The following is a 14,799-nucleotide window of genomic DNA, read 5'->3' as shown; positions in this document are numbered from 1 at the left end:
AGGTCTTCAAACGAATAAAGGTTAAGATTTGAGGCCTGTCATAAAAAAAGCCACTATCATGACAATTAGCAATTATTAAACTATAAAACGTAATATTTCCCGGCTAAAACCACTGTTTAGACAGCAAAAGGCCGCCATCAAAAACTCAATTATTTGTAAATGATAGGGGTTTCACAGTGTGAAAAACTGCGTCATGGCCGATTTAGGCAAACTTTTGTCTATATTGATTCGGCGTCATCTCCATCTCCTGCCGAAACAAATAATATAAATAGTGTTGATTAGAGAACCCAGCCGCATCGGCGATGGCATCAACCGGAGAGCTGGTAGAGGTGAGCTGTTGCTTAGCGAATTCCATACGAACTTGGTGCAATTGTTGGTGTACTGTTTTGCCAAGAACCTGCTTGAAACGTGTTTCAAGGGTTTTGCGAGATACCGCACAGTAGTCAACAACCTGCTCAACTTTAATTCTTCGGTGAAAATTACTGTTTAGAAAGAATAAAGCTTTGGTGATAAGAGGGTCAGCAGGCACCGCTTCGTCGGCAGAATCACCACTGACGATCTCGGTAGCGGGCACCAATACCTCTCGTGCAGCAAGGCCGTCAATTTGCTCTTTTAGCACCGCCACAGCTTGTTCACCAATTTGTTGGATAGGTAACACCGCGGAGCATAGAGAGATAGGCGATAAAGCGCTTTCTGTAGGGTCTGCATCAATGCCAATCAGCGTGTAATCATTAGGCACGCTAATCCCTTGATCATGACACAAGCTAGCAAATTGCCGCGCTTGAGTGTCTGAGGCAGCAACCACCCCTACTCGTGATTCAGGCCGAGTTAAGTCAGGAACGCTTAACTCCACCAGCTCGAGGCGGTATTGAAGGGCTATTTTCGCTAAGGCGATTTTGCGTTCTTTCACCCACGGAGCGGTAAAAGTAGGCACCCCGCTAAAAAATGCCACGCGACGAATGCCTTTGGCTAAAAAAGACTGCACTATTAACTCTACAATCCCTTGGCTATCAGGGCTTACTCGCGCTAAATGGGTTTGCGAAGGAAGGTTTAAGCGTGAACCAGAAATAGCCACTAAGGGCAGTGAAAGGTTTTCACAGAACGCCGCCACACCAGGTTTATCAAAATCAGCGATCACTCCACAAAAGCGCTCTAAGTTAACCAGATTCGCTTCAGCAATGGTCATTACCTCCGGCTGCATCCAGCGCGATAAGGGGCTGATATTTTGGGTAATTCCTTTTAGTATTTCTCGATCGTAAGGATGTTTAACATCCAGTAGCAGTAATACTGCGTTGCCGTCGCGCATCATTGAGGCTCCTTTTAATCACTAACAGCCGCTAGCACTGGTATAACAATATTAGTACCCTTTTCTTGACTCAGCGGCTAGCGCTAAGCCAAGAATTAGTGGTGATGTGTCGATTATTCGTCTAACCATAAGATATTGGTCACACAGCGCGGGTAGTACAAACTGCCAATAGGCTTACCTGAGCTGAACTGATCACAGCAAGCGTGTTTGCTTGCGCCAATCGTTTGCCAACGTACATGCGCCGCATCGGCTTCAACGCTGTTGGCCTGCTCTATTTTTAAAATTTTACGCGCCACATATTGGTTTAAGTAAATTTTACTTACCCATGAATTGTCAGCCGTAGACGATAGTTTCCAAGCCCCGTCAGGATACAAGCAGAACCCTTGGTTTAATACATACTCTAGATGCGCCTTTAGTACTTTAATGTACTCACCGTAAGGGCCTTGCTCAGACACGGCCTCACTCAAGCCCATCTCATAAGGATACACCAAGGCCTCAATGGCCGGAATAATCGCGCTGGTTGAGTGGCCATCTAGCACCGCCGGGATATACCCTAATTCTTTATCAAAACTAGCACTTAACTTATCGGCGCAACGCTTAGCGGCGTCTAACGCGAGCTTAACCTGTTCGGTTTCCCCTAAATCTTGTAGTACTTTGGCAATCGCCAAATAAGCAGCCCAACTTTTACCCGCCAAATAAATATTTCCGCGAGCTTGGCCTAAGCTATGATCGAGAGAATCATAGGTGGTAATTTCCCCACCCTGCTGAGTTCGCGTTGATTCAAAACCCATAATGCCGTCGCGTAACTCTGGGTTTGGGTTATCGCGGTTTAACAGTGACTGCAAGCAATCAATCAAGGTGCCACGCTGCTCAATAGCAAAGGCCTTATCTGCGGTTTTGCTAATATAAACACCACAACACAATACCCAGTTAGTGAGCTGTTCGTAAGTCATGTGACTAAAACATTCTCGATCTAAACCCGCCACTTCGTAGGAGCTTTCTCCCTTAGGGCTCCAATTGTTTGATACCCCCATGTCATGAGTAAATGACAAACCACCAGGGTAATTTACTCCGGGGTTTTCAGGGTCAAAAACCTCATCGTAAAAGCTGTAATGACTTAAGAACTGCTTCAGTGTGTTTTTAACTGTCCATGGGTTTTTCGTTAATTCAAAGAACAACATATCTACGGTAAGGTCGAGCGTATTCATCATCAAATACTCGCCTTCGTTAACCACCCAGACCGACTCTGTGCCGTCAAACAACCATTGGGTCGAACCATAATAACTGCGTGTAGCATGTGCTAGAAGATATTGCTGATGGGCATTCAAAGCACTGGCTTGCAATTCTTTATCAGCTTGTTTTGCAATCGCGGCATATTCATCAAAATGGCCTAAGGCATAGCTAAGCACATCGTTTAGCCCAATAAAATGCTGCGTATAGTAATATTGCATCGCACGGTTAAACGTTGCATTCCCACCTAAGTAGAAGCCTAAGGCTAAACGTAGCGTTACCTTTTCACCAGCTTTCACGTCCACCATAAAACCGGCTGTTGGACCGAGCATGAAACAGTCGTTATTGCCGATTTTACTCAGCGCACTTTGTACAGAAAAATGGCTAAATGCTGTGGCAGATTTGCACGTGGTAGCCAAGCCAATATTGTCTCTGCAAGTGACCCCAAGCATCCCGTTACTGTCGCCGTCTAGCAGCTTATTCCAGCGTAAATCATCGCCCTGTAAGGCAAAAAAACCGGTCCAATCTTGGTTGCTAGTATTGTCAAAACTTAATTCAACATATACCGCAGGACAGCTGGCTTGCTTGAGCTTTTGATGTTGCGCTAATGCCGGATCGGGGATCTCAAAAAATGGGCTGAGAACGTTAAAACTAATGCCAGGCGCTGAGAATGTATCGCTGGCCCATTGGTAATCACGCTCAACATTTTCAAACACTCGCTCGCTAAGGCTAGAGGTGTCGTCTTTTTGTACATAGCGTTCGCTTTGGTCGTTTGCACCCTTGTAAAATGGAAACGAATTAACCACACCTTCGCCATCTTGATAACCAACAAATATGTTACCTGCAAAAGGAGCACCTAACTCCAGACCCATTCCTCCATGCTCGCCAGACTCGCCGACAGTAAAGCTGGCTAACGCCCCCATGGGTGAGTGGTGAGCATGAAAAAACTGCTGATTTTGTTCCATAACAACTCCTAAGGAATAACAAACGCGATGGTAATAACGGTTAGCGCTACAACTTGCGAATAAGTGTAAGCGCTTTCACCAGTGTTAATCTACCCAAGCAAGATAGGCGATTCAAAGAAATAAACAGTAAGATTTGAATTTGGTCATAAAAAGCCAATGCTTTATGACATAAGGAAATAGCAGACTAAAAAAACGTAAAGCAATAGCAGTTAACAAACAAGACGCCACCGCTTCCTTTTCTAACTTACCAGCCTCAAAGCTCCGTTTTGTGCACGCTATAAAGTATTTCGCTGCCCATGATAAAAGGATCAGCGCGCTTACATTAAGGTGACAAAGTTTACATACAATATTGTCAGCGCCTTCGCTATATTCAGCTTAGAGTAAACACTCTCACTCAAATTCCACCAGCAAGGACGCGAAATGGTGCACGATCTATTTTACTTTTCATCTAAGCCTGCGATGCCGCTATTTTCTGCACTAGTTACTTCACTATTATTGTCGGCATGTGGCGGTGGCGGAGAATCCTCCTCCACCGAAACAGTATTCACGCAGCCACGTAATACCATTAAAAGTGCATATTTGCGGGATACCGACGGCCAAGCTAATCGCTTAGCAGGACAGATAAGCCTCACTTTAAGCAATGAAACGGTTTCGCCAGAGGCAAAAACACAATCAGTTTGGGTCTACTGGGCCGATACTAAGGGCAATAACCTAGGAGAGGCATGGTTAAAAACGCCGTCTAATACCCCGTTTTTGATTAGCATTCCCGAGCAAAGCGTGATTCCAGCCAATGCTACAGCACTAAACTTGCTGCCAGTGAATCAGGCGGGTCCAGCAGCCACCGCGCGTTTAGTAAGGTTTCATGATTTTACTGGGAACACGCAGTTATCTGGTCCCGGCGGGAGCTACCTTACGCCATGGTATTACGGCACTAGCCGACCACATATCGCCATTCAAAGAATTAACCACCAAGGTGGAACATGCATTTTTGATAACGGCTTGGTCAGTGTAACGGATATGCAGAATCAAATAGACCCGCGTGCCCATGATGCAAATGCGGGAGCTTTAGAGGCAGACGAGCAAGCGTATCCAGCCTACGAGTACTTATGTGCCGCTCAACCAATAAACACCTACAAGCAAACCAACGATAGCAACGGCCTTTGGACGTATTCAGCGATTAACGATGCCATGTATTACGGTACCGCGGTGTACGATGCTTTCTTAAAACACCTCAAAGAACCGCCACTAGAACAGAAAATTCGGCTGCGGGTTCACTACGACAAAGCCTCGTCTATTCGCGCTTTTTGGGACGGTGCGTACGCCAACTTTAGCGATGGTATTCCGTTCTTTCAAAATCTCGCCACGCTCGATCATATTGCGCACGAAGTTGGCCATGGGGTTTTGAACCGAATAGGTAAAATAGATGGCTTTAAAGAAGACATTAGCCTCGATGCACAAACCGCACATGAAGCCTTTGCCGATATTTCCGGTGTAATGGTGAAATACGAATTTAACAATGACGGCAATTATTGGATACATGGTGAAGAATCTAATGGCTACACTCGCCAACTGGATCAAATTCAAACCGAAGCTGGCGCTATTGCCAGCTTTTTAGATTACGACGCTGCAGGTAATAACTACTATCAACGCATTGGTATGCTAAGTTATCCTTTCTATTTGCTTGCCAATAAGTGGGGTATAGACACTGCTTACGCAGTTTATCTAAACGCAGCAAAATCCTGCTGGTTACCAGATTTAACCTTAACAGACGCAGCAGACTGCATTCGTCAACAAAGCCTTGCTGCCAACTTACCAGAAGCAGACGTAATAGAAGCCTTTAAAAGCGTAAAAATTAAACTATTTGATCAAGGTGTATTAAGCCACTTCACTGTTGAGAGTAGCGATACTGGAATCCAATTTTCTGACAATAGCCGCAGTACAAATCAAGTACTAGATTGGCAATGGGACTTTGGGGATGGCAGCAGTTCAGAGCTCGCTAATCCGCTCCATCAATTTGCCGCCGGTACATATCAAGTCACGCTGAGCGTTAGCGACCAGTCTAATGATCACGATAGCTTTAGTCGCACCATTCGAGTGAGTAATTAACACGCGAATTAAACGCATTATCTTATTCATAGCTGCAGATAAAAAAGCTCCTCACAGCAAGGCTGGGAGGAGTAAACAAAAAAAGTAGACGAGATAACTTGAGTGCTAAGGGCTCAGTTATCGTTCGATTATCGTCGATTGCCTTTGGATTAATGACAAAGAGCCTACAGCATTGTTAAAAGTTATTAATGTTCGCTCACCAAGCGTATGTTGTTAAGGGTATAAGTCACTTCAGACTCGGCCCCTCCAACGAAAAAAGCAAACGCTGCTTTTTTGTCAGAATTAGTGGCTACAAATGTTAAGTCCACTTGTTGTGGTTCTCGGTTCACCACCAAGTCCTCTGCAAAGTAGGTCATGTAGTCACCAGAATCTTTCTGCAACATAATAGTGAGGGGGCTTTCTTGGCTGGCGCTAAGCTCAGCGGTGATTTGATAGCGCTTGCCTTTGCTTAAGGCCACTCGAGCGCGTTTCAATTGAATGTGCCATGGATTACTGGCTTTTTCTTTCACCGTTATGGTTACTTTGTCACCGCTAAAACTAAATTGACCAGAGCCATCTCCCCAACCGTCAGTGCCTGCGTTAATCGGTTCCCAACGCTTGCCTCCATCTAAGGCAATATCTAAGCTTGCGGCGTAACCAGGCACCGCTGCCAATACTAAGCTCAACGCTATCATTAAAGGCTTCATAAAATTCACAGTTTGTTCCTTAAGTTGGGTATCCGACACACTAGTAAGTTGAGTTAAACTTAATATTGTTCAGGCTATAACTCACACCCGGACGACCTTCGCCAAACATAATTGCAAAGGCGGCTTTTTTCTCATCCTTTGGCATGACAAATTCATAAGTAAATTGCTTTTTCTCAACACCCACTAATTCAGTGCGTTGAAAGTAAGTAGCGTATTCTCCGCCATCTTGCTGCACCGTAAAGCTAAGCTTGCTAGATTCACTGGCCGAAGCTTCAACAGAGATTTCATACTTTATATCTTCAAACAAATACAAGGGACGTTTAAGCTGAATATGCCAAAGGTTACTGGCTTGTTTCTTTATTCGAACATTAGCCTGTTCATTAGCAAGACTAAAATCGGCAACGCCATCGCCCCAACCTTGTAGCCCAGCACTGATTTTCTCCCAGTCTTTGCCGTCATTAAGGGTGTATGTCACCATGACTAAAGGGGAAGTCTGCACCTCTGGCTCAGAAGTGGTACTTGCACAAGCCGCTAGAAAAAAAGCACTCGCAACAAAAACACAGAAACCTTTCATTTTCATATCCCTCATCGTTACACTACGCCAGTGCTCACACTCGCGTAGTTAGCAAACAATTAATTACTCGCAAGACCACTCTATCGCGCCAGCTGGCAGCGTTGTCGTTTTCTCAAAAGCCACTTTTCCGATTTCGTAGCTCACACTTTCATTACCACGAATGTCAAAACTCATTAAGTCATTCACTTTGGCAATATCAAATGCGCCAGTGGCATCTTGTATCGAGAAACAGCTCATATGAACCGCTACAGTTGACCAACCGTCAGCTTCAAGATCTGCCAGTTGCGCTTGGCCAAAGTAAAAGGCTTGGCGGTTTTTGTAATCTTCGCCAGCGTCAGTATTGGTTTGCATAAAAATTTGATGGGAGGTTTCGCTGGTTGTCGCCACCAATACCGAAAGGTCAATCAGCAGCAATCCATTTTGGTATTCAGTAAGATCTAATTGGTTTTCTGTGCTACCCACAATGAAATAAACTTCAGCAGGGCCATCTTCACCAGCAGAGAAGGTATCTACTTGCCAGGTTGCTACTCCATCGCTCTCTTTAGCAGTAACCTGTAATGAATCCGTTTTAGGGTAGCCTTCACCGCGCGCCAACACTTGGCGGTTATAGGAATCTGAATTTGAGCCAACCATTACAGAGAAGTTAGTCGCAGCAGACCCATCATTAAGAATGACCAAAGCATCACTAACAGGTGGATCTACTGGCGTCTCGTCAACAGGTGGAGCCACTGGCGCTTCTTCTATCGCATCAGTACAACCAGCCAGTGCAACAGCGCCTGCTAACATTGCTACTTTAAAAACTGTTTTTTTACTCATATTCATTTCCCTTTGAAATTGTTAAAGGCTAATTAGTAAGTTCACTATCAAGCCAGCGGGAGCTATGTTAACGAGGAAAATAAAATAGAAAATAGACAAACACTAAATCGAAAAGGCTTTCACGGAGAATCATAAAATAACAATAAGTCAGTCAAAAAAAGCCAAAAAACAATTGCTTAAAAATAAACGCCTTGAATTTATAAGAAGCCCTAATAATAAAAAAACTCCTCGCAGCAAGGCTGAGAGGAGTAAACAGAAAGGTAGGCTAAGTAACAAAGCTAGCTAATAGGCTTTATTACCAATAGGTTGTCGGAATTTGCTTTTGGGATTAATAGCAAGGTGCCTACTGTACTGTTAAATATGCTTATTTTTCGCTCACAAAACGTATATCTTTAAAGGTAAACGTCACCCCGGGAGCAGCACCGCCTACAAAAAAGGCAAAGGCGGCTTTACTATCACTAGAAGGGGCTTTAAAGCTCAAATTAAATGTTTGTGCTGAAGGGCTCACTGATAAATCTTCAGCGTAATACGTGGCGTAATCACCAGAGTCTTTTTGCACAATAATGGTCAATGGGCTTTTCGCACTAGCACTCACTTGTGCAGTGATCTTGTAAGTTTCACCTTTATTCAACTTCACTTTTGGTCGTTTTAATTGAATATGCCATGGGTTACTGGCGGCATCTTTTACGGTTACTTCAGCGGTTTCACCACTAAAGCTAAAGCTACCAGAACCATCGCCCCAACCGTCGTCGCCAGCGTTAACTTGCTGCCATCTTTTACCACTGTCTAAGCTGATATCGAGGCTAGCCGCTACCGAGGTTGTTGCTACACTTAACAGGCTAGCCGCTAAGGCTAAGGACTTAAGCAATGTCATGGTTTATTCCTTACATCTAAAACTAACTAATATTAAAAAAGACTAGTAGGTAGAATTTAGTTTGATATTGCTTAGGCTATAGCTCACACCGGGTGCGCCATCACCGAACATAATCGAAAACGTTCCTTTCCTTTCGTCACTAGGCATGGTGAATTCGTAGGTATATAGTTTGCTTTCGACACCAACTAATTCCGCACGATAAAAGTAAGTAATATACTCACCGTAGTTTTGTTGAACAGCAATCACCATGTTGCTTGGCTCACTTGCAGAAGCCTCAACAGATAGCTCGTAATGCATATCTTCCACTAACGCCACAGGGCGTTTAATTTGAATATGCCAAGGATTACTCGCTTTCTTTTTAATCCTAATATTGGCTTGTTCATTGGCTAGGCTAAATGCCGCTACGCCATCTCCCCATCCTTGCAAGCCCGCACTTACTTTGTTCCAGCCCTTACCGTCGTTAAGGGTATACGTCACCATCAAAGGAATGGCAAATTGGTCATCTTCGCTGGCACTTTCAGAGGTTCCAGTACTTGCACAAGCCACTAAAAAACTGGAAGAAACAGCAATTAAAAAAACATAAAAACCTTTCATTTTCATATTCCCTGAAAGCTATAAATCCATTAATTCATTAAATAGCGCACGGCATCAATACCGTGCGCTGGAAGGTACTTGGTAAATTACTCAGCACATGTCCACTCAACCGCACCGTCTGGGATCATGGTTGCGTCAGCATCGTACTTCACAGTACCTAGTTCATAAGTTACTGATTCATTGCGAATATCTAGGCGGAATACTTCATTAACCTTAGTGATATCGAATGCACCAGCATCATCTGGAGCAAAACAGCTCACCTTAACGGCATACGTTTTCCAACCCGCTGATTCTTGCTCAGCGAGTTGGTCTTGACCAAAGTAGAATGTATTACGATCTAAGTAATCAGCGTCACTACCGTTAGTTTGCATAACAATTTGATGACTAGTGCTACCAGTTGCTGTGGCATTAGTTACCGACATATCAAACAGCAAAACACCGTTGGCGTAGTCAGTCATGTCCATTGCCGCATCACCACTAACAATGAAGTATGATTCGCCATGCGCACTATTAGTGGTTACTTCCCACACATATTCAGCATCATTAGCACTTGGGTCTACAGAGAAACCATCATCGGCATAGCTTTCATCTTTTGCCAATGCATTTTTGCTGTAAGCAGGCGCATGACCTACTAGTACACCCATGCCTGAGGCAGTAACACCATCATCAATAACCACAAATACTTCACCTACTGGCGGATCTATTGGCGGATCTACTGGGTCTGCTGGTTCTTCAATTGAATCAGTACAACCTGCTAAAGCAATTGCACCGGCTAACATTGTGATTTTAAAAACTGCGTTCTTACTCATGCTCTTCTCCCTGTGAATAGTGTTGAAGGCAACAGGTCTTCAATGTCCATGCGCCTTTGAAATCATCCTAAGGCTTGGTAACCGGGCAAAGAAACGACAAAGATCACAGTGTTAGCGTTAACAAACTTGAAAGTGCAATAAAGACAAAGCTCACTAAAAAAACGTAAAATATAAAAAAACTAACAAAAAAATAAGTAACACAAATTAAACCATTGTTTTTTAAATTAAAGATGGCTAAGTAAGTGATTAAAAAAGAAACTTTAACAGTACTTAAACAGTAAAAACCCTGTTAAAAATAGGCCTATAATTTCACAGTATGTTTACCAAAAATCACACTAAAAAATGAGGTATGTGGTCATTTTTCACAATAAGAAAAGCATTTCATGACTCAAAATCACAAACAATAGCCACAAAAAAGCAGAGCATAAGCTCTGCCTTATCAACAAGTTAATTAGTTATTAATTAACTTTCTTGGTTTAACCTTTTTTCGAGTTCGGCAACTTTGGCTTCTAGGGCTGTCAGCTTTTCTCGAGTACGCAGTAAAACTTGAGTTTGCACATCAAACTCTTCGCGATTAACCACATCAAGTTGACTCAACTTTGCTTGAATCACTTGTTTTACTTTACGCTCAAACTCATCGCCGGCATTTTTCAATCCTGGCGGCACCATATCGCTAACTTGCTTAGCAATCTCTTCAATTTTGGCCGGGTTAATCATGGTTATCTCCTTTATTTGGCCTCATTGTATAGAAGCTGTTTTATAGGCTCAAGCTAGCAAGCTGACTATTAGTTCTGTTTAGCCAGCACTGCATCTATGGAAAATATATCATCGAGTACGCCTTGCTCTCGCAGGCGACTAAGCGCTGTTTGCAAACGCTTAGCTTGCTCCATTTGATTAGACGCCCGAGACCAGTACAAATTGCCGTAACGAGTAGCAAGATGATACACCGGAGTAATACGTTCTGGCTCTATGTATAGCTCTTGCAAAGAATGATTGATCGAGTAATTGGTGGCTACCATTACATCTATACGCTCCAGCAATAACATCTGAACACCTTGCGCAGTATCATTAAAGCTAACTCGTTCAATATTGGGATTGTCGTCAATATCAGGGCCATAAGCGGCGCCGCGAATCACCCCCACCCTTTTGCCATTTAGCTGTTTAATGTTATTTATTGGCTGTTCTCCGGCATTGGCAATAGCAACCACCTTCACTGTAACCACTTGACCTAAATCCACGGCAATTTGTTCAGCCTTAGGGCTAGCAAACATTACCGCGAAATCGGCAGTGCCAGATTTAATTTCTTTAATCACTCTTGGATAGGGCCGCATAACATTATTAAAGGGAAGCTCAGCTTCGCTGGCAAGCGCACGTGTAAACTGAACTAACAAGCCCTGTTCGTGTAAGTCAGTGCTTTTGTAGCCCCAAGGCTTTACCAAGCTGGTCGAAAACTTGGCAGGTGCAAGATCTGTGGCCAGCACATTCCAATTCACTAATAGCAGTAAGCAACACAGTAGCCGCATCCAAACCCTTAAATAGTCATATCGCCTGTTATTGGCTAAGTTTAGCAAACTGCGCTCCCAACACGGTTTGCAACACACTGGCTTTAAGTTGCAAAGACAATCCTCGCTTACCAGCACTGACCACTACTTCAGCAAATTGCTCGGCACTACTATCAATAAACGTAGGCAATCGCTTTTTTTGACCAAAGGGGCTTATGCCTCCTTTAACGTAACCCGTGGTTCGCTCGGCTATTGGCACTTCTGCCATGCGCATCTTCTTAATGCTAGCTGCTTTCGCCAGCGCCTTTAGATCAAGTTGGCCACTTACCGGAACTATCGCCACCACCATATTTTTGGGGTTGCTGTCATCACAGGCCACTAAGGTTTTAAATACCAGCTCTTCTGCCAAACCAAGCTTTTCTGCGCTGGCTTGGCCAAAATTGGCTTGCTGCGGGTCACTCTTGTATTCCAGCAACTGAAAATCTTGTTTAGCTTTTTTAAGTTGTTGTACTGCGGGAGTCATCGCTACTACCTTAGTTTCGTGCGGCTATTTGCCAAAATCGCTGCATCAGCGGTTCGTGCAACCTTCTTGATAACATACAGATCCCCAAATCAAAAGGTTCAAGCTCCACCCCTACTGCAATACTTTGAATACGCTCGCGAACTGGGCTGTTATCTACCACTACTTCGGGAGCGATCCCTACACCACTGCCTAGCGCCACCATACTCACAATGGCTTCATGCCCTGCCACTTTAGCATGCACATTCGGCGTAATACGCATGGCTTTAAACCAATGGTCAATCCTCGCTCTTGCTGGCCCATGTTCAGGCAAAATAAACGGCACTTGATCCCAAGGAATAGGATTTCGCTCTAACAGCTTACGCACGTTACACGATACTGTAGGCCCAATAATAGACAGCGGTATTTTACTAATACTGGCAAAAGCAATGTTTAGCGGAAGGTGATCGGGGCGGGCTGCAATGGCAATATCCACTTCACCATTAGCCACCTTATCTACCGCCATTGCCACATCACCAGTGGCCAATTTAATGTCGGCATTTGGGCAAGATAAGCGGTATTTGTCCAAAATGTCCGGTAAGTGGCTATAACTAGCAGTTACTGAGCAATAAAGCGTCAGCTCCCCTGCCAGCGCATTCGACTGCAAAGACAAATCCATTTGCAGCAAACGCCATTGCTCTAACCATTGCTCAGCAAAGCTACGAAAGCGCTGCCCCGCTTGAGTAAGATGAACACTGCGTTTATCTCGAGTAAATAAACTGCTGCCTAATTCGTCTTCAAGCCTTTGTATCACTCGGCTCAAGGTAGATGCACTTACATGCATAGCTTGGCTGGTTTTAGCAAAATGCAGGCTCTGACTTAAGTGCAAAAATAACTCAACACTTCTTACATCCACTGGCAGCTCTCCCTATTGAGTATTGTTTGTTGAGGCCTTAATCGAGACATTTTACCAAACTGTATTGCAATATATGAAACACAATATCCCAAAAACATCATTTTACGCAATGATGCTTTGGGTTTATATTGAGGCCATCACGAGACAGGTACAAGAAACGCGCTCACAAAAGAAGTGCATCGGGATCTCGTAAACACAACAACACCATCATCATTTGATTAACGCTATTTTTACGGAGTCGAACATGGCTAATTATTTCAACACCCTTAGCTTGCGCCAAAAGCTTGAGCAATTAGGTAAATGTCGTTTTATGGATCGCAGCGAATTTGCTGATGGTTGTAACTTTATTAAAGACTGGAACATCGTAGTTGTTGGTTGTGGCGCACAAGGCCTAAACCAAGGCTTAAACATGCGTGATTCTGGCCTAAACATTTCTTACGCTTTGCGTGACGCTGCGATTCAAGAGAAGCGTGCTTCTTTTGTTCAAGCGTCAGACAACGGTTTTACTGTTGGTACTTACCAAGAGCTTATTCCACAAGCAGATATGGTACTTAACCTTACTCCAGACAAGCAGCACAGCAATGTTGTTGAAACGGTAATGCCGTTAATGAAGAAAGGTTCTACCCTGGCTTACTCACATGGCTTCAACATTGTTGAAGAAGGCATGCAAGTACGTGAAGACATTACTGTAGTAATGGTTGCACCTAAGTGCCCAGGTACTGAAGTACGTGAAGAATACAAACGTGGTTTTGGTGTACCAACCCTAATCGCTGTTCACCCAGAAAATGACCCACAAGGCAACGGCCTTGCAATTGCTAAAGCTTACGCTTCTGCAACGGGTGGTGACCGCGCAGGTGTACTTGAGTCTTCATTTGTGGCTGAAGTTAAATCAGACCTTATGGGCGAGCAAACAATCCTTTGTGGTGTGCTACAAACTGGCGCTATCTTGGGTTACGACAAAATGGTTGCCGAAGGCATTGAGCCGGGTTACGCCGCTAAACTTATTCAGTTTGGTTGGGAAACAGTCACTGAAGCACTTAAGCACGGCGGCATCACCAACATGGTAGATCGCCTATCTAACCCAGCTAAAATTAAGTGTTTTGACCTAGCCGACGAACTTAAAGACCTAATGCGCCCATTGTTTGAAAAACACATGGACGACATCATTGAAGGTGAATTCTCACGCACTATGATGACAGACTGGTCAAACAACGACGTTAACTTGCTTAAGTGGCGTGAAGAAACTGGCCAAAGCGGTTTTGAAAAAGCCCCAGTATCTGACGTAGAAATTACTGAGCAAGAGTTCTTCGACAAAGGCATCATCTTAGTTGCACTGGTTAAAGCCGGTGTTGAACTAGCATTCGAAACTATGGTTGCTGCTGGCATCATCGAAGAAAGTGCTTACTACGAGTCACTACACGAAACGCCACTTATTGCTAACACCATTGCACGTAAGCGTTTGTACGAAATGAACGTAGTAATCTCTGATACTGCAGAATACGGTTGTTACCTATTCTCACACGCTGCAGTGCCACTATTGCGCGACACCGTGAACAACATCAGCCTAGAGTACATCGGTAAAGGTTTTGAAGAGCAAAGCAACGGCGTTGATAACGCTCGCCTAATCGAAGTAAACGAAGCACTACGCAGCCACCCTGTAGAAGTTGTAGGTACTAAGCTTCGCGGTTACATGACTGATATGAAGAAAATCGCCGTTGGTGGTTAATCTTCTCGCTTTTGGCTAATGACGATTAGCTAATGGTGGAAATAAAAAGCCCTAAGCAGTAATGCTTGGGGCTTTTTGTTGAGCCACTATGTAAATAAAACTCTCAAGTTTTGATTCCTTCTAGCGAAACCCACTTCAACTAAATTAGTTATTGGTAACAATCCAAAAAATCATTTAAAAAAAGATTCCCATAGAA

The 14,799-nt window shown here is 43.9% G+C and carries 14 protein-coding genes; 2 read left to right on the top strand and 12 right to left on the bottom strand.

What is annotated here, in order from left to right; translation table 11 throughout:
* Window positions 1–202 precede the first annotated feature (202 nt).
* Window positions 203–1,309: a helix-turn-helix domain-containing protein gene (locus tag FFR00_RS10455; protein WP_137673345.1), complete on the bottom strand. Its 1,107-nt coding sequence runs from the start codon at window positions 1,307–1,309 to the stop codon at window positions 203–205.
* Window positions 1,310–1,419: 110 nt separating this feature from the next.
* Complete coding sequence (locus FFR00_RS10450; protein WP_137673344.1) at window positions 1,420–3,501, bottom strand: glycoside hydrolase family 52 protein; 2,082 nt, start codon at window positions 3,499–3,501, stop codon at window positions 1,420–1,422.
* Between the two features lie 420 nt (window positions 3,502–3,921).
* On the opposite strand from FFR00_RS10450, the gene FFR00_RS10445 reads away from it, so the two are divergent.
* On the top strand, window positions 3,922–5,607 hold the full coding sequence (locus tag FFR00_RS10445) for a PKD domain-containing protein (protein WP_235836202.1): 1,686 nt from the start codon (window positions 3,922–3,924) through the stop codon (window positions 5,605–5,607).
* A 185-nt stretch (window positions 5,608–5,792) separates the two neighbouring features.
* Here FFR00_RS10445 and FFR00_RS10440 read toward each other — a convergent pair whose 3' ends face one another.
* The 10 genes from FFR00_RS10440 to ilvY form a co-directional block, all read right to left on the bottom strand.
* Window positions 5,793–6,293, bottom strand: coding sequence for a carbohydrate binding domain-containing protein (locus FFR00_RS10440; RefSeq protein ID WP_235836207.1), 501 nt, complete (start codon window positions 6,291–6,293; stop codon window positions 5,793–5,795).
* A 40-nt stretch (window positions 6,294–6,333) separates the two neighbouring features.
* Entirely contained in the window at window positions 6,334–6,867 is a 534-nt protein-coding gene (locus FFR00_RS10435; protein ID WP_137673342.1) for a carbohydrate binding domain-containing protein, read from the bottom strand.
* 63 nt (window positions 6,868–6,930) lie between these two features.
* On the bottom strand, window positions 6,931–7,683 hold the full coding sequence (locus FFR00_RS10430; protein ID WP_137673341.1) for a hypothetical protein: 753 nt from the start codon (window positions 7,681–7,683) through the stop codon (window positions 6,931–6,933).
* A gap of 364 nt (window positions 7,684–8,047) precedes the next feature.
* Window positions 8,048–8,557 (bottom strand): carbohydrate binding domain-containing protein, encoded by a 510-nt coding sequence (locus tag FFR00_RS10425; protein WP_137673340.1) that lies wholly within the window; start codon window positions 8,555–8,557, stop codon window positions 8,048–8,050.
* A 42-nt stretch (window positions 8,558–8,599) separates the two neighbouring features.
* On the bottom strand, window positions 8,600–9,151 hold the full coding sequence (locus FFR00_RS10420; protein ID WP_137673339.1) for a carbohydrate binding domain-containing protein: 552 nt from the start codon (window positions 9,149–9,151) through the stop codon (window positions 8,600–8,602).
* 86 nt (window positions 9,152–9,237) lie between these two features.
* Window positions 9,238–9,960: a hypothetical protein gene (locus FFR00_RS10415; protein WP_137673338.1), complete on the bottom strand. Its 723-nt coding sequence runs from the start codon at window positions 9,958–9,960 to the stop codon at window positions 9,238–9,240.
* Between the two features lie 462 nt (window positions 9,961–10,422).
* Window positions 10,423–10,677: an accessory factor UbiK family protein gene (locus FFR00_RS10410; protein WP_137673337.1), complete on the bottom strand. Its 255-nt coding sequence runs from the start codon at window positions 10,675–10,677 to the stop codon at window positions 10,423–10,425.
* A gap of 68 nt (window positions 10,678–10,745) precedes the next feature.
* Entirely contained in the window at window positions 10,746–11,483 is a 738-nt protein-coding gene (locus FFR00_RS10405) for an ABC transporter substrate-binding protein (protein ID WP_137673336.1), read from the bottom strand.
* Window positions 11,484–11,511: 28 nt separating this feature from the next.
* On the bottom strand, window positions 11,512–11,985 hold the full coding sequence (gene ybaK, locus FFR00_RS10400; protein ID WP_016401925.1) for a Cys-tRNA(Pro) deacylase: 474 nt from the start codon (window positions 11,983–11,985) through the stop codon (window positions 11,512–11,514).
* 10 nt (window positions 11,986–11,995) lie between these two features.
* Window positions 11,996–12,877 (bottom strand): HTH-type transcriptional activator IlvY, encoded by an 882-nt coding sequence (gene ilvY / locus FFR00_RS10395; protein ID WP_137673335.1) that lies wholly within the window; start codon window positions 12,875–12,877, stop codon window positions 11,996–11,998.
* Between the two features lie 244 nt (window positions 12,878–13,121).
* Here ilvY and ilvC point away from each other — a divergent pair, with 244 nt between their 5' ends.
* A complete protein-coding gene (gene ilvC / locus FFR00_RS10390) occupies window positions 13,122–14,603 on the top strand; it encodes a ketol-acid reductoisomerase (RefSeq protein ID WP_137673334.1) in 1,482 nt (493 codons plus the stop codon).
* The last annotated feature ends 196 nt before the right edge of the window (window positions 14,604–14,799 follow it).

Source organism: Agarivorans sp. Toyoura001 (genome assembly GCF_005405585.1).
Classification (GTDB): domain Bacteria; phylum Pseudomonadota; class Gammaproteobacteria; order Enterobacterales; family Celerinatantimonadaceae; genus Agarivorans.
This window is presented reverse-complemented; position numbering and strand designations above follow the sequence as displayed.